Below are 19,474 nucleotides of genomic sequence, written 5' to 3'. Positions count from 1 at the left end.
ATAGATTGCTCAACTTGCTTTTTTAATTTCTATTTTTTTAGCTTTGCTAGCTGGAAGCTCTTTTCGAGGAAATGTTATACATAGAACACCATTTTTAAATGATGCATTAATCTCTTCAGCATTTGCATCTTCTGGTATTGTAAGCATCCGTTGAAATTTCCCATAACTGCGCTCAACTCGATAAAGGTGCTCATCTTTTTCTTCTTTTTCATGTTTTTTTTCACCACTAATAATGAGCGTATTATCTCTCATTTCAAGCTTAATATCATTTTCTTCTACTCCTGGCACTTCTACGCTAATTATATACTCTTTATCTTTAGCACTAATATCAACATTAGGTTTAAACATGTTATTTGGAATTCTAGACCATTCCTCTGAAAAATTTGGAAAGCCGACTCCTTTAAACATACTGTCAAACAACCGATCAACTTCTTTATGAAACTGAATTAGTGGGTTTGCCATCGGGTCATAAGTCCCGCTAACACCTAATTTTTTACCTTCATGTTCTTCTTCATTTTTAAGCCAATTCCAGGGGATTAAGTCCTTTACGTTCATAACATAGTTTCCTTTTATCAATAGTTGAATTGATTTAAATCAATGTATACTATTTTTTAATACAACATATATATTACTTTAATATACATGTAAATTATTGTATATATATACAACAGACAAACACATCTATTTATAGCATAAGAAAGGATTATATACCTATAATATAAAAAAAATACCAAAAATAAAAAGAGATTAGCTTTCCGAAAGCTTTCTATCATAAATAATTAGTTACATTTTTTTATACTTATAGTTATGAGTGCAACTATTATATATCACTGCTGTCCCACATTTACAGCATCCTCATTTGCTTATGATCATCTGTATTATTCGGTGGTGAGGGTGTAAATAATGCTTTAAGCTCTCTACGCTCAAACAAAGTGAGTTGCATGAGTCGAGCTATTTGAGTGATCGATAGTGTTATTCCATGAGAAAATTTTAGATAAGCGACGAGCAAATAAGCACACATGGCTACCCATATCTGGGTTAACACGGCATTTTTAGAGGTACCGACAAACGATTTTATCTTTAGGTTTTGCTTTATCCACTTAAAAAATAGCTCTATTTTCCAGCGTTCTTTGTAAATAGCTGCAATGGTGCTGGCTGCGAGCTTACTATTATTAGTTAAAAAGTAATATTGGTTGCCAGTCTCTGGGCATTTAAAACCGATACGACGTAAATGACCTTTATAAACAGCCCCTTGTTGGCTAGTCAACTGAATGTGCTGATCAGAAGTGACTGTACTGCTATTGTCGGTAGGCTGGCGCTTTAGTACACGGTATTTGGCTTGCTTTTTTAGTCGGGTTACAAAGAAGATTCCTTGCTCATTTAAAGTATTAAACCAGCGATAATCAGTGTAGCCACGGTCTACAGCAAGAATACTCCCCTTGGGGAGATCAAGGCTGCGTGCTATCTGTATTTCATGACATTTCCCTTCAGTAATACTCATAAATGCAGGCAAGTAGCCATTATGATCAAACCCAACATGTAACTTGATAGCACCTTTACTTTTTCGAAAATCTGCCCAAGGAAACATGGATAAACACAAGTCGATCACTGATGCATCAAGAGAATACAATGGATTTTTAAAACGAAACTTATGCCCTGGCCGATGATGATGACATTTATTTAATAGCTTATAAAACAAGGCTTCATAAAGCGTAGCGGGTTGCTGTTCATTGACACGGGCCAAACTACTTCTGGTGATATTTCCAATACCATGGTGATAGCGTTTATGCTGCTGAATCGATAGGTGATCAATGATGTCACGCAAACTATTGCGACCTGAGAGTTGACCAAATAATAGCGCAACAAACTGCCCCCACCGAGTCATTTTACGTAGCCGTTGACCCGTATGATGCTGATTGGCTAGTGATTCAAACTCATGTCTAGAAAGCAACTGAAGTATTTGGTGCAAGATTGTGTTACGATGAGCCAAGGCTTAAATCCTCTGGTTTTGCAGTGTTTGGTTGCACTCTCATTGTAACAACTTATGGGGACTTAAGCCTTTTTTGTTTCAATCTTATGGGACAGCAGTGATTATATATACAATGTAAATTGCATATCACGCAGTTTCACTTTGGACCTGACACTATTTGAATATCACTGTTGTGATCCACATAGTGTTAACAGGCCCTAATCATTTCGCCCTGTTAATTGGTACTCACTTTTTATTTGCTTACGTCATTTGCTCCAGAACAGTCAACTTCAAATAAATAATAGACCTCTTTCGAAACCTCTTAACCCAGCTCAAAGTTGTGAATTCCAGCAATCAAATTAAATCGTAAAGAAAATCGTTTTCGCCGGTTGCGATAACGGCACGAAATAACTTTGAATCGCTTCAATCTCCCAATAACATGCTCATTCAACGCCCGTTCTGAAGCCCGCTTTTGATTCACTGATTTGGCCTCAGAGGTAAGCTCTTGGCCTTTTCTTTTTTTATCGGCAACGAAGTCTTCGCATGATCATGTAGAACCCCTTGATAGCCTGAGTCGACCTTCATCTCCGTCTCCTTCAAAGGCTTCACTTTCGATGACTGGTACAGCTTAAAATCATGCCGCTTACCTTCACAAAAATATGTACAAATAACCCGTTGGCTCTGCTGATCAACCACCACTTGGCTTTTTAAGGTATGCCTTTTTTTCTTTCCCGAGTAGTATTTTTTCTGCTTTTTTTAGGCCTTTCTATCGGTGTTTCAGTCGCATCCACCAAGATCACTTCTATTGGGTCATCGCTGGCATAGAGGGCTTTTTTTCCCGGTAACGAGAAACTTCCCTCTTTGATGAGTGTGTCTTCAACCCACTTTATTGTTTTATAAGCACTACTCTCACTAATACCAAAACTTAGAGAACAATGCATATAGGTGCGATACTCTCTCCAATACATCAGGCTCATGATCAACTGTTGTTCAATACTCAACTTATTGGGCCTACCTCCTTTCGATTTTTTGATCTTCTGCGCTTGGCTTAAAATAGCTTTCATTTTGTCAAATGTAGTGCGCTTAACCCCCGTTGAGCGACGAAACTGATCGTCGCTTAAACGCAGTAATCGTTCACAGTTCATACAGTCTTATTGCTTAAAAATCTAGGGATTATAAGCTATTAAAACTTAATTAGCTGGTTTCGAAAGAGGTCTAATTTATAAAATTTTACGGCCTTTTGTTATTGACATAATAGGATACAAGTCACTGCTGTCCCATAAGATTGAAACAAAAAAGGCTTAAGTCCCCATAAGTTGTTACAATGAGAGTGCAACCAAACACTGCAAAACCAGAGGATTTAAGCCTTGGCTCATCGTAACACAATCTTGCACCAAATACTTCAGTTGCTTTCTAGACATGAGTTTGAATCACTAGCCAATCAGCATCATACGGGTCAACGGCTACGTAAAATGACTCGGTGGGGGCAGTTTGTTGCGCTATTATTTGGTCAACTCTCAGGTCGCAATAGTTTGCGTGACATCATTGATCACCTATCGATTCAGCAGCATAAACGCTATCACCATGGTATTGGAAATATCACCAGAAGTAGTTTGGCCCGTGTCAATGAACAGCAACCCGCTACGCTTTATGAAGCCTTGTTTTATAAGCTATTAAATAAATGTCATCATCATCGGCCAGGGCATAAGTTTCGTTTTAAAAATCCATTGTATTCTCTTGATGCATCAGTGATCGACTTGTGTTTATCCATGTTTCCTTGGGCAGATTTTCGAAAAAGTAAAGGTGCTATCAAGTTACATGTTGGGTTTGATCATAATGGCTACTTGCCTGCATTTATGAGTATTACTGAAGGGAAATGTCATGAAATACAGATAGCACGCAGCCTTGATCTCCCCAAGGGGAGTATTCTTGCTGTAGACCGTGGCTACACTGATTATCGCTGGTTTAATACTTTAAATGAGCAAGGAATCTTCTTTGTAACCCGACTAAAAAAGCAAGCCAAATACCGTGTACTAAAGCGCCAGCCTACCGACAATAGCAGTACAGTCACTTCTGATCAGCACATTCAGTTGACTAGCCAACAAGGGGCTGTTTATAAAGGTCATTTACGTCGTATCGGTTTTAAATGCCCAGAGACTGGCAACCAATATTACTTTTTAACTAATAATAGTAAGCTCGCAGCCAGCACCATTGCAGCTATTTACAAAGAACGCTGGAAAATAGAGCTATTTTTTAAGTGGATAAAGCAAAACCTAAAGATAAAATCGTTTGTCGGTACCTCTAAAAATGCCGTGTTAACCCAGATATGGGTAGCCATGTGTGCTTATTTGCTCGTCGCTTATCTAAAATTTTCTCATGGAATAACACTATCGATCACTCAAATAGCTCGACTCATGCAACTCACTTTGTTTGAGCGTAGAGAGCTTAAAGCATTATTTACACCCTCACCACCGAATAATACAGATGATCATAAGCAAATGAGGATGCTGTAAATGTGGGACAGCAGTGGATACAAGTATAACCATCTCTAAAAGAGATAAATATTATGGGGTTAATTCATAGCGTGAACACAAGGAAATTAGTTACTTACTATAAACACTACAGCCCAAAAGAAGTAACTCCCTCTCTAATAGAAAAGAATGCAACAATACTTCATCAGATTTTCTTGCTAACGCATACTAATATCAACTTTGCCAGTTTTAAACGTAAAATCTTACCACGGTCAGGAATTGACTCACTAGCATTATTTTATAATGATAAAGACTTAATTATCGGCTTCGCTGTTGTAAATATTGATTGGGAGAACATAAACGATGTAAACCTTGTTGTTTTAGGAACAAGTTTTTATTTTAACCTACAATACAAACCAACTTACTATAAAGTCGGATGAAATGAATACCATCAGTATGTGGGTAAAAGCCATAAGTACTGTAAATAAAGGATTCTTGAATCACTTATATTACTATACGGTATCCTTTGCTACCGATTTTTTAGTATCTGTTAGTTAATTATTTCATTAATTCCTGGATAAGATTAAAATTAAGCAATCCTTTTACTAATATTGTATGCATTTCATCTACTACTTCTCCTGCTTCTTATTTATTTCACGCCAAAAAAGTGTATAAATTCTATCCAAGCTATAGGTTCAACCCTACTCCTTTAATAAATAAAATTGTGTATAAAGTTGCAATATCCAAAAACTGCCAGGTAGCGACCAAAGACAATCCATGGCAATTCAAAGTAAAGCCTACAATAATAAATATTAATCGGCTTAATAATAGTCTTAACAGTAGTTTTCCTCATTGTGAGTATTATAAATATATAAACCCTAACTTTTGCTCTGGTATAGGGATAAGAGTATATGTACCTTTAACTTTATTTAATTTTCTAGCTACCACTTTAAAAAATATAAAGCTGCTACTAACAAAAAATGATCAATAAAAAAACTAAAGAACTTGTATATAAAGTAAAACCTTATATAAATACAATACTGACAAGTGCAGGTGCTGCTAGAGTGTGTTTATATAATAATTTATCATCTCTGTCTAAGACTCTTGAGGTTGCTGAAAAGGAAGTAGAGCCCACACTAAAAAAATATGCATCTATTTATACAACTACTATTGTGGCAAAAGTGATCGGTATTACTGGCAGCTGCGGAAAAACAACTACTAAAGATATGATTTTCCATGTATGCAAGGATACTTTTAATACTATTGCCACTCCTAGAAATTATAATAATTCCATTGGAATTTCTTTTGCCTCTTTACAAATACAAGAAAATACAGACATAGCTATCATTGAAATGGGTACTAACAGCCCTGGCGATATAGAAGAGTCAGTTAACGTAATAACGCCACACTGGTCCATTATCACTAACATTCAAAATAGTCACTTAGAAGGTTTAAATAGCTTATATGGTGTATTATATGAAAAAAGCAATATCATTATTGATAAGCCTGGTTTTACTACTTTTATAAACTCTGATGATGATTTACTTAAACAATCTATTAACATTCATCATGCAGAATTTATTACTTTTGGTATAAATAGCAGCAAATTTAAACCAAGTCTTTTATTATGGGATGAAGAACAACTACCTTCGTTTATTATAAATGACACTTGCTTTATTTTACAGTTACCAGGTATTCATAATTTGTATAATGCTATTGCATGTATTACAGTTTACTCGAAGCTAGGTATTCCACTCCTCATAATTGCAGAGAGACTAAGAAGATTTAAACCTGCAAGTTTACGTTCAGGAATCATTTTTACTCCCTATGGAAAATGGGTTTTAGACTGTTACAATGCTAACCCATTTGCTGTTAAGCAGGTATTATTAAGCATCAGTAAAATGAAAGTTAAGGGTAAAAAAATTGTTATTCTTTCTGACATGCTTGAGTTAGGTGAAAAAAGTGTATTCTTTCACATTCAAATATTAATACAACTATCTTATTTAAACATACAGATAGTCATTACTATTGGGGGAAATTTTGCTCAAGCTCATTCTGAATTTAAAAATACAGATTATCAACTCTTAAGGTTTACCTCAGTTGATAATATTGCTAACTTTATTTATAAAAATGCGACTGAAGATGATCTAGTACTAATTAAAGGATCAAGAAAGTTCCACCTGGAACAATTGACAGAGCTAATATCAAGAAGTGAAGTTTTTTAGCCAAGATACTTCCTCTAAGATCAAAGATTCTAAGCATTTTGGCTAAATAGATTGCTTAATTTTCTAGAAACTCACTTTAGATCAAAGGCCTGAGAGACAAACAGCTTGGCTACTTCATCCCGATATATGAAATAACCAAGTCTTTAACAGAGTATTATTTTTTTACTGACTTAGGTTTTTTCCCGCCTTTTCCTTGCCTGCTGCTATTGCTTTTACGTTTACTACCCTTAAAAGCTTCTTTCTTTTTATGACGTTTGGGCTTCCGTTCCACTACAGGCAGTTCTTTGCTAGCTGCAGAAATATTCAATTTTTGGTTGCAAACATAAACCCGTTGTAGAATTTGCAGCACATCCTTAGGTATGCCTTTAGGTAAGTCAACTGTACTAAATTCGTCATAAATACAAATTTCGCCAATATACTGGCTTTCGATATCAGCTTCATTAGCAATAGCACCAACCAGGTTACCGGGTTTTAAACCATGATCACGCCCTACATCCACCCGATAACGTTTCATTTCAATATCTGGATGAGCTTTTAACGGCTCTGCCTGATGACTATATTGTCTGCGCCTACCTTTTTTATCACTCGCTTCTTCATCTACTAGCTTTTCTGACTTTAAATTAAGCAACAATGGTTGTTCACCCTGTACCATTTTTGCCAAGGCAGCCGCTATGTTAATAGCATCAACCTCATGCTCAACCTGATATTCTGATACTAATTTATAGAATAACTCCAACTCATTACTGGCTAAGGTATCAGTAATTCGCTGTTTAAAACGCACAATCCGTTGGTCATTAATATCCTTTGGAGATGGCAATGTCATTGCGGTAATGGACTGCTTAGTCGCTTTTTCTATTGCCCGCAGCATCCTCATTTCTCGAGGTGCCACAAATAATATCGCCTGCCCTTCTCGACCAGCACGCCCTGTACGTCCAATTCGGTGAATATAAGCTTCTGTATCATAAGGAATATCATAGTTCACTACATGGCTGATACGCTCAACATCTAAACCACGTGCAGCAACATCGGTAGCAATCACAATATCAAGTTGCTGTTTTTTCAGCCGACTTACAGTCATTTCCCTTTGCTTTTGTGGCATGTCGCCATTTAATGCCGCACAGGAATAACCACGCGCCTCTAGTTTTTCTGCCAGCTCAATAGTCGCTGTTTTAGTGCGAACAAAGATAATCATCGCATCAAATTTTTCAACTTCTAAAATACGGGTTAACGCGTCTAATTTGTTCACCCCACGAACAGACCAATAACGTTGGCTAATAGTTTCAGCTGTAGCCGTTTGCATAGCAATTTTGACTTCTTTGGGGTTTTTTAAATGCTGTTTGGCTACTTTTCTAATAACGGTAGGCATAGTGGCAGAAAAAAGCGCCACTTGTCGTGTGGCTGGCGTTTGCTCCATAATCCATTCCACATCATCGATAAAGCCCATTCGCAACATTTCATCTGCTTCATCTAATACCAGTGCCTGTAAGTTATCCAACTGCAGACTACCACGACGTATATTGTCCATAACCCGCCCTGGTGTACCGACAACAACATGTACTCCCCGCTTTAACTGCCTTAATTGCACCGAATAACTTTGCCCACCATAAATAGGTAATACATGAAAGCCTTTCATATACTTGGCATAGCTTTGAAAAGCTTCGGCTACTTGAATAGCCAATTCTCGAGTAGGGGTTAATACTAATACCTGGGGTTTGGTTTCCTTCAGGTTAAGTCTGGCTAGCAGTGGTAAGGCAAACGCAGCAGTTTTACCACTACCCGTTTGGGCTTGACCAATAATGTCACTACCTTCCAGCAAGTGCGGAATACATTCAGCTTGGATTGGAGAAGGTGTTTCATAACCCACTTCGTCCAAAGCTTTCAGTAATGAATCAGTCAGAGCCAAATCCGCAAACGTTGGCTGCGAAGGTGTTGAAGACATTAAGTTATTTCCTCAGTAATGGGGTAGGCTACAGCAATAGAGGCCAAACCAATCAGTAGATGTTAGAAATTGCTGTAGCAAGTTTATCATATTTCTAGGCTAAGCCTTACTGTTTTGTGTTGGTAGGCATTAGTTGTCTACACTAGACAGACATGAAGCACTTACATAATCCTATTCTGAGCTTAATAGGGCTTTGCACCTGTTCTATTACAATGGCTGAGTTTTGTGAAAAGCCTTTAACCATTAGCTTTGATAATCGTGCCGAACCCTGGTCTTATCTTAATCAAGCAGGTCAGTTGACTGGCTTAGACGTCGAGCTGATCACCGCTATTTTCAATCACACTGGTTGCCGTTTAAACATTCGCTTAAACATCCCTTGGCAGCGCCAGGTATTTTGGGTTAAACAAGGTAAACTGGATATAGCCGCACAAGCATCAAAAACCAAAAAACGGGAAGCATTCGCTTATTTTTCACAGCCCTATCGTCAAGAATACATTGCAATTTATATTCGTGCTCAAGACCAAAACAAATTTAACTTTACCAAGATAACAGAGTTACCTGACTTAAAATTTCGCCTTGGTATTCGTAGAGGTAACTACTATGGCGAAGCGTTTAATCAACTAGCTCAAAATAGTTTATACCAACAATATATTCAAAAAGCTGAAACTGAGCAGGATAATTTTTTAAAATTAATTGCTAACCGAATTGATGGTTTTATTGGCTATCCACCTGGTACGGAAATAGATTTGAAAAAAGCCAAAGTAGCAGCACAAATTATCAGGCACCCGATGCCAGCTGTTGATACTGGGGATATTCATGTAATGTTTAGTAAAAAGGCTTTTGACCAAACCATTGTTACGCGCTTCAATCAAAGCCTGCAAGCAATTAAAACAAGTGGTGAATACAACAAGATTGTCAATAAATATAATGGTAATTCAATCAACAGTGAACACTAATTGAGGGTAGATATACGGAGTACAAGGCTTGTGTAAACCTTTACTCAATTTAGATAAATACTAATAACCATATTGACTAAAATAGTCTATAAAACTATCTATACTCACTACGAATCATTTGGAAGTAGGTTATATAAAATGAAGCGAACACTTTTTACTTGCTTGTGCATCTGTTTATGCATATTTTCCACAGTGATGAATGCTGCAGAAACAGCATCTACAGCTCAAGACACAGTTAAAAGCTACTTGATGCAAAAAGTAAAAAAATCAGTAACACTGCATCTTGTTTCAGGCAAAGAACTCTCTGGCACCGTTGGCACAACTGGCCAACACCTGGTACAGCTGAAAAGCCTAACAGGCAAAGAGTTTTATGATGCTATGGTGCCTTACGATAAAATCGTGGCTATTGAAGTAAGAAATCGCTAACAATTTGTTAGCAGTCGTTGCTATCCCACCAATAAGATAGTTGGCCTAGCCACCGAACAGGCACCTTCTTCTCATACTTGAAGGTGCTGGCACCCTCCCTACCTTTACCCCACTATCTGGCAGATTACTGTCAAATTGGCTAATATCCCCACCTTTGTTGATGTTTTAGGGTAGAAATAAGTTATGTACAAATTGCAGTTTGCAACACCTGCTGCATGGGTTGAAGCAGTAATGGCTGATTTTGATGCCTTTTTACTAGATCATGCAACCGCAGAAAAAAAAGCGTCTGGCATGGCAATGTCAATGGTGTCTCACTACCCTGATAAACCTGAGTTAATCAAAGCCATGATCGACTTAGCTATTGAGGAACTAAGCCATTTTCGCGAGGTATCCCAGTTGATTTACCAACAAGGGTTGCAGCTTACTCCCGATGCTAAAGATCCTTATGTAAATGAGTTTCGTAAGGCTATTCGCCAAGGTAAAGAAGCTTATTTATTAGATCGTTTATTAATCGCCAGTATTGTAGAAGCACGGGGGCATGAGCGGTTTGGCCTAGTGGCAGAGGCTTTACCTGAAGGTAAGCTAAAGAAATTTTATACAGCCATTACCCGATCAGAAGGCCGTCATTACGAACTGTTTTTAGAGTTAGCCTATCGCTATATAGATAAAACCACTGTGAATGAACGCCTGCAGGAGTTACTTTCATTCGAAGCGAATATTGTTGCCAATTTACCAATTAGAGCTGCTCTCCATTAATTCCAGCTTTAGATTTCAAGAAATTATATGGCCAAGAATCCTGTCAGCCAGTATTTAACAACCTATGCAGAACCAGAAGTACTACTGGCCGCTAATATATCGCAAGTATTTCATCAGGCGTTAGTAATCCCTGTTTATAATGAAGATCCACTTTTTTTGCAGCAAATTTCGCCAGCGTTTAAAGCAGTTACTGCTCCCTGCTTACTGATTTTGGTCGTTAACCGACCAGAGCAAGCCAGCAGTGATAAAATAATAAAAAATAATGAGTTAATTCACTATATTAACCAAAACCTGCAAAAAGAGTGGCAACAGCAACATTTAACGCTTTACCAATGGCTTTCTGATCATTACCTATTATTAGTGGATAAAAATCAACCAGATCAATTAATTCCTATTCAACAGGGCGTTGGTTTAGCTAGAAAAATCGGAGCAGATATTGCCTGCCAGCTCTTCCAACAGCAGCAGTTATTAAACCACTGGTTGTTTTCATCTGATGCAGACGTTATCTTACCTGTAAACTATTTTAATGCTTGCCAACATTTAACCAATAAGACATCAGCTGCCGTATTTAATTTTATCCATCAAAGCATGGATATTAACGGCACAACACAACTAAATTGCCATACACAACAAGTCGCGCAATTGCTATACGACATTAAGTTAAACTATTATGTCGCTGGACTAAACTGGGCTAACTCCCCATTCGCCTACCATACTATTGGAAGTTTGTTAGCGATTAATATTCACCACTATTGCCAAGCTAGGGGCTTTCCTAAACGAGCCGGTGGCGAAGATTTTTACTGTTTAAACAAGCTAGCCAAATTAGGCGCTATTGCCAAACTAACCACTCAAATAAAGGTAAATGCCAGACTATCAGACCGAGTACCATTTGGCACTGGGCCAGCTTTGAATACTATTTGCCAATTAAATACACCATTAACCGAATATTATTACTATCACCCAGACTGCTTTAGCTGGCTAAAACTAACGCTTCACTGGTTAAGCAAAAACTTATCCATTTTGCTAAGCCCACATACCAACTGGCAACATGCTCTTACTGAGTATTGTTTACAACAAGGGCTGTCTCAGAACAACAGCCAATCAATACAACAAGTATTAACATGGCTTGGGATTAATAAATTAATCCAACATACTCTAAAACAACCACCGACTCCACAACAGTGGCCAATATCCATTAGCCACTGGTTTGATGGTTTTCGAACCCTTAAGTTTATCCATTTATGTAGAGACAACTTTCTGCCATCCCTACCTCTGTATCAGCTAATCGAAACACCTGTCTTCAAAGAGTTGTCCCTCTGGGGAACAGAGCCTTTACCAGATTTACAGGCGAACTTAGTTGAAGGATTGGAGGCAGTGCTGATTAAGTTACGAACTACTTAAAATACACATTAACACGCCTGTTATGGCGGCTTTTTTTCTCTATTTTACGCACATAAACTTCACCAATCTCATTGATATTGTTTACATGGGTTCCACCACAAGGCTGTAAATCAACACCTTGAACGCGAATCAGCCTAACTTGGCCATTATGAACGGGTGGAGAAACTTTAGCCGTTCTCACTAAAGCTGGCTCATCTGCAAGCTTATTACTAGGCCACCATTCAGCTAATACATCACCGCCCTTGCTTATCAGCTCATTTAATTGATCCGACAGTTGTTGCTTATCTAGTGTACTTTCCTGCAAATCAAAATCTAACCGCCCTTTTTCAGCTCCTATAGAACACCCTGTCACATCAGCCTCAACTAAACTACAAAGCAAATGCAGACAAGTATGCATACGCATATGTTTATAGCGTAAATCCCAGTTTATAGAGGCCTTTACTGGCTTGTTAGACAAATCTTCAGGTATGTTATCAACATGATGCAAAATTGCACCATCCTGATCGAAGGTAGTATTCAACACTTGTAGTATTGAGCCATTGTTTAATTCTACTTGTCCTATGTCTCCAGGCTGACCTCCTCCTTGAGGATAGAATATCGTTTGGTTTAGAACAATGGCATCTTCCCTTACTTCTGTAATTGAGGCATTACATTCCTTTGAATAAGAGTCCTTCTCATACAATTTTTGGCAGGATAATTCCTTCTGACTGACTATCTCACTCATCATCTCGTCCTTTTATATAATACAAATAGCAGGTGTAGAAATAGCCTGTTTCTTATACCCTCTGTAGTAACGAATACATTGAAGCAAATCTGGAGGAGAAAGCATAACTACTTCTTCACCATAATCTTCTATTTTTAAATGAACGGTTTCAACCTCTGAGATTACAGGAATAGTCACTTTTACTTTTATAAAAATAGATGTTTTCTCAACAACTACAGGATAAAGATCGGCGACAACCTGAAAGTTAGCGTCCAGTAACTTTAAGTCTGGTTTAATAAATCTATTTCCAAACAAAACTATATTGTTTTCTGTTACTGTTAACCCAGAAACTCGTAAACGGCGTATTTTATTTGAATAAGATGTGACCTGCAGTTGATTAACAATACTTATCCGGCTGTTAGCTGGTATTGATTCCGTTACAACAGAAAAAGGGGCTATAAAACTATTATCACCAATTGATATTGGGCCAAGTAGCCTAGCCCCAGCCCCCACTTGTACATTATCACCCAATGAAGGATGACGCTTGCCACAGGGGTTATTGCTAATACCATAAGCTCCAATAGTAACATCGCCTAAAATATAACACTCATCGCCAATAACAGTGGTTTCACCAATGACTGTATTGACACCATGATCTAATACAAATCGTTTACCAATATCAGCCGCTGGGTGTATCTCTGCTCCTGATACACTTTTTGCAAAACTAGTGATTTCTAACGCCAGCTGTTTTGCAAATTCACCATTACACTCCCCCAATAACCAACAGGCATGAGCTAGCCGATAATGCAAAACTGCCGTAAAAGACGAATAGCATAATATTCGCGCTACTTTTTTATCTGCTGCTGGATCATGAAGAGCAAACCAAGCTAAGTCTTCGACTATCAAATGGGTTATCGTGTCAATATCCAGCAGCGGGTGTAGTTTTACTCCTGCCTTTGAGTCTAATAATGAGTCAAGCTTTTGCTTAATCTCATTAATATGCCCGTAGGCAGTATCTAATATATCACTGTAATGCAAACTCATTTTCCCGCACCGCAGAATCATCAAAATAGCTTAAATATGACTCAATACTATCGTAGGCTATAGTTAGCAGGTTGCTACCTGAAACTAACTCTTTAGCCATTCCAACAGTTGCAACAAGGTTTGCACCTGTCGAAATGCCAACACTAATACCTTCGTATTTAAGTATTTTTTGCACCATATCCACTGCTTGCGATTTAGCAACTGGGTACATCTGGTCAATAATACAGGTATTTAAAACATCCGGAATTACTCCAACAGATAAACCCTGTATATCATGAGCATTAAACTTATTTTCCAGCAAGCTGCATTCTTCTGGTTCAACTCCGATAATTTTTATATTCGGATATGACTCTCGTAATATTTCCCCAATACCAGTAATATGTCCACCAGTACCTATGCCTGCAATAAAACAAGCTAACTCTTGTTCTGAAAAGTCTGATAAAATTTCTCTTACTGTTGTTTTTCGGTGCATATCAGGATTAGCAGGGTTTCTCTGTTGATTAAGCATTACCCACTCTGGATTTTCCAATACTAACTCCATAGCTTTTTCCCCATGAGAGTTATTTCCTAATCGGCTATCAGAAAGAACAATTTCTGCACCATACATTTTCAACAGCCGTTGTTTTTCTTTACTGTAATTATCAGGAATAACCAATACCAACTTATAGCCATAAATAGCTGCAGCCATTGCTAGGCCGATTCCTGTGTTGCCACCACTGGGTTCAATAATGGTTTGGCCAGAGCCTCGTTTTAAGACCCCTTTATTTTCAGCCTCATGAACCATATTAAGCGCTATTCTCGCCTTGTGGCTACCACCAGGATTTAGACTTTCAAGCTTGATAAATATATTACAGCCAAGCTTCAGGGCATGAGTTAAGCGTGATAATTTAATAACAGGTGTTTTTCCAATTGCAGCCAAGATTGAATCATAAATCATGGAACTTCTCATACTAAGAAAAAGATTATCAATAGTTTTTTATTCTATACAAAATTTTGTCTAAAAAATTAGACTACAACCATAGACTGATCGATTTCTTTAGCCCACCGTAACATACCACCTTTTAGCGATTTCACATTATGAAAATCATTTTCAAGTAATATCTGCACTGCTTTATCGCTTCTGACGCCAGACTTACAAATAACAACTATTTCAGCATTTTTATCCAAACTATCAATTTTTAAAGCCAGATCAGCTAAAGGAATTTTTATTATCGAAGGTAAATGACTTATTTTTGTTTCCTCTAACTCTCTCACATCTACTAGCTGCAAACTATGCTTATCATTAAGAATTTCTTTTAATTGCTCTGGCTCTATATAATTATTTTCTGATAAATAAATCTGTGTGCTAGTGTTGCATACAGCAATAGGTGGTTCTAATCCTGAAAGGTCAGCATTTTCACCACAAGCAAGACAGTGTTGTCTTTTATTAAAAGTAAATTCATTAAAAGTTAAGTTCAGCGCGTCATAACGCAAGAGACGCCCAACCAGCGGCTTGCCTATATTCAGTATTACTTTAATTGCTTCATTTGCTTGTAAGCAGCCAATAACACCAGGCAATACACCCAACACCCCACCTGCCGAACAACTGGGCGCTAATTCTGCTGGTGGAGGTTCAGGAAATAAGCATCGATAGCATGGCCCACCATCATAGTTCATTACTGATAACTGGCCTTCAAATCGATATATTGATCCAAAAATATAAGGTTTATTTAACTGTACGCAGGCATCACTTAACAAATAACGAGTTGTGAAATTATCAGTGCCATCTACAACCAAATCATATTGGCTAACCAATTCAAGTACGTTATCTTTAGTAAGTTGTTCGTTGTATATTTTAATATTGATAAAACTGTTTAATCCTTTAAGTCGTTGCCGTGCTGACTCAACTTTGGTAACTCCTACAGTACTTTCTGAATGGACTACCTGTCGTTGTAAATTACTACTGTCCACTACATCAAAATCAATCAACCCAAGCTGACCTATTCCTGCAGCTGTCAGATATAACGATACTGGGGATCCTAAGCCACCAGTCCCAACAATAAGCACACGACTTTTTTTTAACTTATCCTGCCCCTCTAAGCCAACTTGGGGTAACATTAAATGCCTTGCATATCGCTGCACCTCATCATTATTTAATTCATAATCAGCTAGATTACCACCTGAAGTAGCTAACATTAATTCAATAGTATCATCATTGGTTACTTGCTGATCTTGCTTTCCCTGTTCGCCTTTAACAGAAATAATAAAATGCTCTTTAATATCACCGCTGTCATGAAATAAATGCTTTTTTAAGCTTGGCCAGAGTAAACAAACGTTCAATAATACTTGTGATACGGTATTACCTTCAACTTGAATGGTTAAATTAGAGATTTGACAAACTCGACAAAGTACATCTGGGAGTACAACATTAGCCATAATATATTCCTTTGACTATTAATAACAAAGCCAATTTTGGCAAGTGTAAAACTTTGTAGTGCTATATTAAGCAACCCAAAATTAATTAGGTGCCTCTAATAATTGAAGGACATAAAAAATTATTAGAGGTATGCATCAGAAAATAATAATTTACTGTCATCTAACAAGGTTAATCAAGGGGACATCAACAAATCCCCCCTGATTAAATTGAAATAAACGACAGTCTTCTGCCATGCCATTTCTTGTTTCAACTACCAAATAAGCTACATCATAAATAGGTTCTCCAGCAAACAAAGCTTGTTTGGTATCCTCCTCAGAAAAATAGGCTCCTGCATCTGGATGTGAATGGTATATAACAACAACCTTATTATCGCTATCAAAAGACTTATTTAGTATTTGAATATCTTCAAATGAAAGAGAATAACCATTTTTAGCTGTTCTTGGGTATTTAGTTGGGTCTTGCTCATGTAATTGATTTTGTATGTTTATCCCTTGATGAACAGTACCGCTAGCGAATACAAACCCACAACACTCTTCTGGATAGGTAGATTCTGCATGCTGATATATTTTTTTTATTGCATCAGAAGTTAGTGCATCTTGTTTGTTACTCATTTTAGCTCACTTTTTTCTATATACCGCCGCTTAAGCCCTAACAAACTTGTCATCTCAAACTTAGTAATCGCAAACCCTATTAATAAGGTTGCTACAAAAAAATACGATTCAGCCTGCATTTGCTGTTGCTCATACCAACTACTGAGAACTAGAGCAAAGACAGGGAAAATAACAAAAATAAATGAAAGGACTACTGTATTTACTTTCTTTAACAAGTAGAAGTAAGCAAGAAAACCACCTGCTGATGCAATTATACCAAGGTATAATGTGCTAAGGATTGACTCAAAACTAAATTGACTCCATTGCGGATCTTCAAGAATAATACCAGCAAATAATAAAACAAAACCAGCAATACCAATAGGTAGTGTATTATAAGTTATTACTGGTATTTGAGTGCCTTTGAGCTTTGTATAGACATAAATATATGCATGCATGAGTGCTGCAGCTATAATAGCAGTTATGCCTAGTGCACCATCATGATCAATAGTAACACTTTCAGACCTGAGGACCATAAATAAACTAACAAAGCCAATAACAATACCAATCACTTGATTGGTATAGACTTTGACTTTTAGCATAATCATTGAAAAGATAATGATCCAGACAGGCATAGAACTAAAGAGCAATGATGTTAGCCCTGAACTGACAAATTGTTCACCATAGTTAAGAAAAAAATAAGGGAGTATAAAATAAACAATAGTTACTATATAAAAGAAACTATTGTGCTGTTTAGGATATTTAATTGGTTCCTTAAGAAACTTTGCTAACACAAAAAAAAATGGGAAAGCTACTAAAAATCTGAGTCCTGCTGCCGTCAAAGGTGGAATGGTATCTACAGCAACTTTTATTCCCAACCAGGTAGAACCCCATGTCCAACACACAACTAAAAACAATGTAGCCAACCATAAATTACGAGTAAACTGGCTTTTATTTTCTGAATAGATATTCATATTTCAAATCACTTCCATCGTAGTAAGTACTTCCATACACCTAGAATATTAAATCTTGCTCATTATATTATTCATATAATATTGAGAAAAGCAGTTTAATACCTTAATACTAATTTTGGTATAAAAATATAATATTGACGTTATACTCAAAGGTCAGTCTAAAAATAAAACAACAACTCCTATCACTTTTTGCGAGCACTTACTTGCAATAATACATTTTAGCTATTACTCTTTAAACAAGAAAGGCTATAGTCTACCCTAGTCTTTTCAGTTATATTAGACTATATAGCTTCTGCTATTTTATACATAATATATTCAATAAAAAATAATGGCCTCTTAATATTATTTGAATCACCGCAGCCTCAGACTATTTTTTCGCCCAGCAAAGCACAAGGAATGCTGTGTAGTTATTCTACATAAATGACTTGCAACACAACTGAGTGAAAAAATAAAACTCAGCTCCACTTGATTGCTGATAAAAATACTAGCGGTTAGTGAATATTGTATTGAAACTATAAAATAATGGTGGTAAGAAAAAAGATGAAAAACCTTGATATAAAAAATGATAATGGAATTCTGCGTGCTTTTGAGGATGGTACCGATATCCTTATTGATAATCCATCTATAGCTGATATTCATTGGACACCAATGAGTAGAAATTTTAACACATCTCAAATTAAAGCAAATGAAAAAGCACTCAATATTCAACTCCCGTCTTATTATTTTGACTGGCTTCTTGCCTGTAATGGTAGCAAACCAAAAATTCCTGGCAAAGAAGGGTTTGTTGGTGTTCATTGCAAAACTCGTTTAGGTGGAAAAAGTGAATTTACCTTTCCTTGGGAAAAGTACTTTACTCCGGATGACGACAATATCGTATCTGAGATAATTGAGGCTCAATATTTTTTGGATGGACAACCTGATGAAATTACCAGAGAAGTCAAATCCATTCAACTATTTCCTATTTGGAGCTGTAATGGCAATTTACTTTGCCTAGACTTTAGCACAAATAGAATTCACCCATCCATTTCGTATGCAGATATTGAAGATGAAAAGCTATTTCCAGTTACTGATAGCTTTCGTTCATTGTTATTAGCATTAACCTTCAAACATGAAAATGCTTATTAATACCTTATCTACACTGAGAAGATTTTTAGCTGGTATATGAGCCAGTACTGTAACTACAGTCCTGTTACAGACCAGAAAGGGCATTCGTACATTTTTTACAGTTTCATAAATAAATATTTGTGAAACTGGCATAAATCCCATTAAATTTAGCTTTAACCTGTCAATAAGCTCAGACAGTTTTTTAGGACTCAAAAGGAAAAAGTAGTTAATAATGTTCAAATTACCCACTCCAGTTCAGCAAGAAACTGTCACTCATTGGGCTAAGAAGGAAAAATATGCTGCTTTTACACATTTGGTTAGAATGAGTATAGGGCATGGTTTTGGTCAAGATTTTGACCTCTGCCCGGAATTAATTCCCGGTTTTTATTGAAATAGTTCAACATGAAGATGTACATCAAGCCATATTGAACTCTCTATTAGATTTAGTGGCTGAGAGTGATTTCTATGTGGAATATCATTCTCAGCAAAAAATTAGCAAAACT

The 19,474-nt window shown here is 36.9% G+C and carries 18 protein-coding genes and 1 pseudogene; 9 read left to right on the top strand and 10 right to left on the bottom strand.

Going from position 1 to position 19,474, the window contains the following annotated elements; genetic code table 11:
- Positions 1-9 precede the first annotated feature (9 nt).
- From G4Y78_RS04810 to G4Y78_RS04800, 3 genes and pseudogenes are all read right to left on the bottom strand, one after another.
- A complete protein-coding gene (locus G4Y78_RS04810; RefSeq protein WP_163831949.1) occupies positions 10-555 on the bottom strand; it encodes an Hsp20/alpha crystallin family protein in 546 nt (181 codons plus the stop codon).
- A gap of 289 nt (positions 556-844) precedes the next feature.
- Entirely contained in the window at positions 845-1,990 is a 1,146-nt protein-coding gene (locus tag G4Y78_RS04805) for an IS4 family transposase (RefSeq protein WP_163830996.1), read from the bottom strand.
- A gap of 301 nt (positions 1,991-2,291) precedes the next feature.
- Positions 2,292-3,114: pseudogene (locus G4Y78_RS04800) on the bottom strand (IS5 family transposase).
- Positions 3,115-3,336: 222 nt separating this feature from the next.
- Here G4Y78_RS04800 and G4Y78_RS04795 point away from each other — a divergent pair.
- The 3 genes from G4Y78_RS04795 to G4Y78_RS04785 all read left to right on the top strand — a co-directional run bounded on the left by G4Y78_RS04795 (position 3,337) and on the right by G4Y78_RS04785 (position 6,665).
- Positions 3,337-4,482, top strand: a complete 1,146-nt coding sequence (locus G4Y78_RS04795) for an IS4 family transposase (protein ID WP_163830996.1) — start codon at positions 3,337-3,339, stop codon at positions 4,480-4,482.
- Positions 4,483-4,535: 53 nt separating this feature from the next.
- Positions 4,536-4,880, top strand: coding sequence for a hypothetical protein (locus G4Y78_RS04790; RefSeq protein WP_163831948.1), 345 nt, complete (start codon positions 4,536-4,538; stop codon positions 4,878-4,880).
- Between the two features lie 540 nt (positions 4,881-5,420).
- Positions 5,421-6,665 (top strand): UDP-N-acetylmuramoyl-tripeptide--D-alanyl-D-alanine ligase, encoded by a 1,245-nt coding sequence (locus tag G4Y78_RS04785; RefSeq protein WP_163831947.1) that lies wholly within the window; start codon positions 5,421-5,423, stop codon positions 6,663-6,665.
- 154 nt (positions 6,666-6,819) lie between these two features.
- On the opposite strand, the gene G4Y78_RS04780 is transcribed toward G4Y78_RS04785, so the two are convergent.
- Positions 6,820-8,604, bottom strand: a complete 1,785-nt coding sequence (locus G4Y78_RS04780; RefSeq protein WP_163831946.1) for a DEAD/DEAH box helicase — start codon at positions 8,602-8,604, stop codon at positions 6,820-6,822.
- Positions 8,605-8,816: 212 nt separating this feature from the next.
- Here G4Y78_RS04780 and G4Y78_RS04775 point away from each other — a divergent pair, with 212 nt between their 5' ends.
- From G4Y78_RS04775 to G4Y78_RS04760, 4 genes are all read left to right on the top strand, one after another.
- Entirely contained in the window at positions 8,817-9,560 is a 744-nt protein-coding gene (locus tag G4Y78_RS04775; protein ID WP_163831945.1) for a substrate-binding periplasmic protein, read from the top strand.
- 138 nt (positions 9,561-9,698) lie between these two features.
- Entirely contained in the window at positions 9,699-9,986 is a 288-nt protein-coding gene (locus tag G4Y78_RS04770; protein WP_163831944.1) for a hypothetical protein, read from the top strand.
- A 183-nt stretch (positions 9,987-10,169) separates the two neighbouring features.
- The gene (gene miaE / locus G4Y78_RS04765) at positions 10,170-10,742 is read left to right on the top strand and encodes a tRNA-(ms[2]io[6]A)-hydroxylase (protein ID WP_163831943.1); all 573 of its coding nucleotides are present in this window, start codon (positions 10,170-10,172) and stop codon (positions 10,740-10,742) included.
- Positions 10,743-10,769: 27 nt separating this feature from the next.
- Positions 10,770-12,143 (top strand): hypothetical protein, encoded by a 1,374-nt coding sequence (locus G4Y78_RS04760; RefSeq protein ID WP_163831942.1) that lies wholly within the window; start codon positions 10,770-10,772, stop codon positions 12,141-12,143.
- On the opposite strand, the gene G4Y78_RS04755 is transcribed toward G4Y78_RS04760, so the two are convergent.
- The 6 genes from G4Y78_RS04755 to G4Y78_RS04730 form a co-directional block, all read right to left on the bottom strand.
- Positions 12,136-12,870, bottom strand: coding sequence for an alanyl-tRNA editing protein (locus G4Y78_RS04755; protein ID WP_230425700.1), 735 nt, complete (start codon positions 12,868-12,870; stop codon positions 12,136-12,138). The two genes, G4Y78_RS04760 and G4Y78_RS04755, sit on opposite strands and share 8 nt — an antisense overlap.
- Positions 12,871-12,879: 9 nt before the next feature.
- Positions 12,880-13,890 (bottom strand): serine O-acetyltransferase, encoded by a 1,011-nt coding sequence (locus G4Y78_RS04750; RefSeq protein WP_163831941.1) that lies wholly within the window; start codon positions 13,888-13,890, stop codon positions 12,880-12,882.
- Entirely contained in the window at positions 13,871-14,827 is a 957-nt protein-coding gene (locus G4Y78_RS04745; RefSeq protein WP_163831940.1) for a PLP-dependent cysteine synthase family protein, read from the bottom strand. The genes G4Y78_RS04750 and G4Y78_RS04745 overlap by 20 nt, the downstream gene beginning before the upstream one ends.
- 68 nt (positions 14,828-14,895) lie before the next feature.
- Positions 14,896-16,305 carry a molybdopterin-synthase adenylyltransferase MoeB gene (gene moeB, locus G4Y78_RS04740; protein ID WP_163831939.1) on the bottom strand — a complete coding sequence of 470 codons (1,410 nt, stop codon included), beginning with the start codon at positions 16,303-16,305 and terminating at the stop codon, positions 14,896-14,898.
- Between the two features lie 156 nt (positions 16,306-16,461).
- Positions 16,462-16,917, bottom strand: a complete 456-nt coding sequence (locus G4Y78_RS04735) for a Mov34/MPN/PAD-1 family protein (RefSeq protein ID WP_163831938.1) — start codon at positions 16,915-16,917, stop codon at positions 16,462-16,464.
- Positions 16,914-17,867: a DMT family transporter gene (locus tag G4Y78_RS04730; protein WP_163831937.1), complete on the bottom strand. Its 954-nt coding sequence runs from the start codon at positions 17,865-17,867 to the stop codon at positions 16,914-16,916. The genes G4Y78_RS04735 and G4Y78_RS04730 overlap by 4 nt, the downstream gene beginning before the upstream one ends.
- Before the next feature lie 540 nt (positions 17,868-18,407).
- Here G4Y78_RS04730 and G4Y78_RS04725 point away from each other — a divergent pair.
- A complete protein-coding gene (locus G4Y78_RS04725) occupies positions 18,408-18,992 on the top strand; it encodes an SMI1/KNR4 family protein (RefSeq protein ID WP_163831936.1) in 585 nt (194 codons plus the stop codon).
- A 211-nt stretch (positions 18,993-19,203) separates the two neighbouring features.
- Complete coding sequence (locus G4Y78_RS04720) at positions 19,204-19,362, top strand: hypothetical protein (RefSeq protein ID WP_163831935.1); 159 nt, start codon at positions 19,204-19,206, stop codon at positions 19,360-19,362.
- The last annotated feature ends 112 nt before the right edge of the window (positions 19,363-19,474 follow it).

This window comes from Spartinivicinus ruber (genome assembly GCF_011009015.1).
In the GTDB taxonomy this organism is placed as follows: domain Bacteria; phylum Pseudomonadota; class Gammaproteobacteria; order Pseudomonadales; family Zooshikellaceae; genus Spartinivicinus; species Spartinivicinus ruber.
Note: the sequence above shows the minus strand (reverse complement) of the source record. Positions and strands in the feature narration are given on the sequence as shown.

What these genes read in the sequence shown, in the direction of transcription:
- G4Y78_RS04810 (WP_163831949.1), bottom strand. Translation starts at nt 555, where the DNA reads ATGAACGTAAAGGACTTAATCCCCTGGAATTGGCTTAAAAATGAAGAA.
- G4Y78_RS04790 (WP_163831948.1), top strand. Translation starts at nt 4,536, where the DNA reads ATGGGGTTAATTCATAGCGTGAACACAAGGAAATTAGTTACTTACTAT.
- G4Y78_RS04785 (WP_163831947.1), top strand. Translation starts at nt 5,421, where the DNA reads ATGATCAATAAAAAAACTAAAGAACTTGTATATAAAGTAAAACCTTAT.
- G4Y78_RS04780 (WP_163831946.1), bottom strand. Translation starts at nt 8,604, where the DNA reads ATGTCTTCAACACCTTCGCAGCCAACGTTTGCGGATTTGGCTCTGACT.
- G4Y78_RS04775 (WP_163831945.1), top strand. Translation starts at nt 8,817, where the DNA reads ATGGCTGAGTTTTGTGAAAAGCCTTTAACCATTAGCTTTGATAATCGT.
- G4Y78_RS04770 (WP_163831944.1), top strand. Translation starts at nt 9,699, where the DNA reads ATGAAGCGAACACTTTTTACTTGCTTGTGCATCTGTTTATGCATATTT.
- miaE (WP_163831943.1), top strand. Translation starts at nt 10,170, where the DNA reads ATGTACAAATTGCAGTTTGCAACACCTGCTGCATGGGTTGAAGCAGTA.
- G4Y78_RS04760 (WP_163831942.1), top strand. Translation starts at nt 10,770, where the DNA reads ATGGCCAAGAATCCTGTCAGCCAGTATTTAACAACCTATGCAGAACCA.
- G4Y78_RS04755 (WP_230425700.1), bottom strand. Translation starts at nt 12,870, where the DNA reads ATGATGAGTGAGATAGTCAGTCAGAAGGAATTATCCTGCCAAAAATTG.
- G4Y78_RS04750 (WP_163831941.1), bottom strand. Translation starts at nt 13,890, where the DNA reads ATGAGTTTGCATTACAGTGATATATTAGATACTGCCTACGGGCATATT.
- G4Y78_RS04745 (WP_163831940.1), bottom strand. Translation starts at nt 14,827, where the DNA reads ATGATTTATGATTCAATCTTGGCTGCAATTGGAAAAACACCTGTTATT.
- moeB (WP_163831939.1), bottom strand. Translation starts at nt 16,305, where the DNA reads ATGGCTAATGTTGTACTCCCAGATGTACTTTGTCGAGTTTGTCAAATC.
- G4Y78_RS04735 (WP_163831938.1), bottom strand. Translation starts at nt 16,917, where the DNA reads ATGAGTAACAAACAAGATGCACTAACTTCTGATGCAATAAAAAAAATA.
- G4Y78_RS04730 (WP_163831937.1), bottom strand. Translation starts at nt 17,867, where the DNA reads ATGAATATCTATTCAGAAAATAAAAGCCAGTTTACTCGTAATTTATGG.
- G4Y78_RS04725 (WP_163831936.1), top strand. Translation starts at nt 18,408, where the DNA reads ATGAAAAACCTTGATATAAAAAATGATAATGGAATTCTGCGTGCTTTT.
- G4Y78_RS04720 (WP_163831935.1), top strand. Translation starts at nt 19,204, where the DNA reads ATGTTCAAATTACCCACTCCAGTTCAGCAAGAAACTGTCACTCATTGG.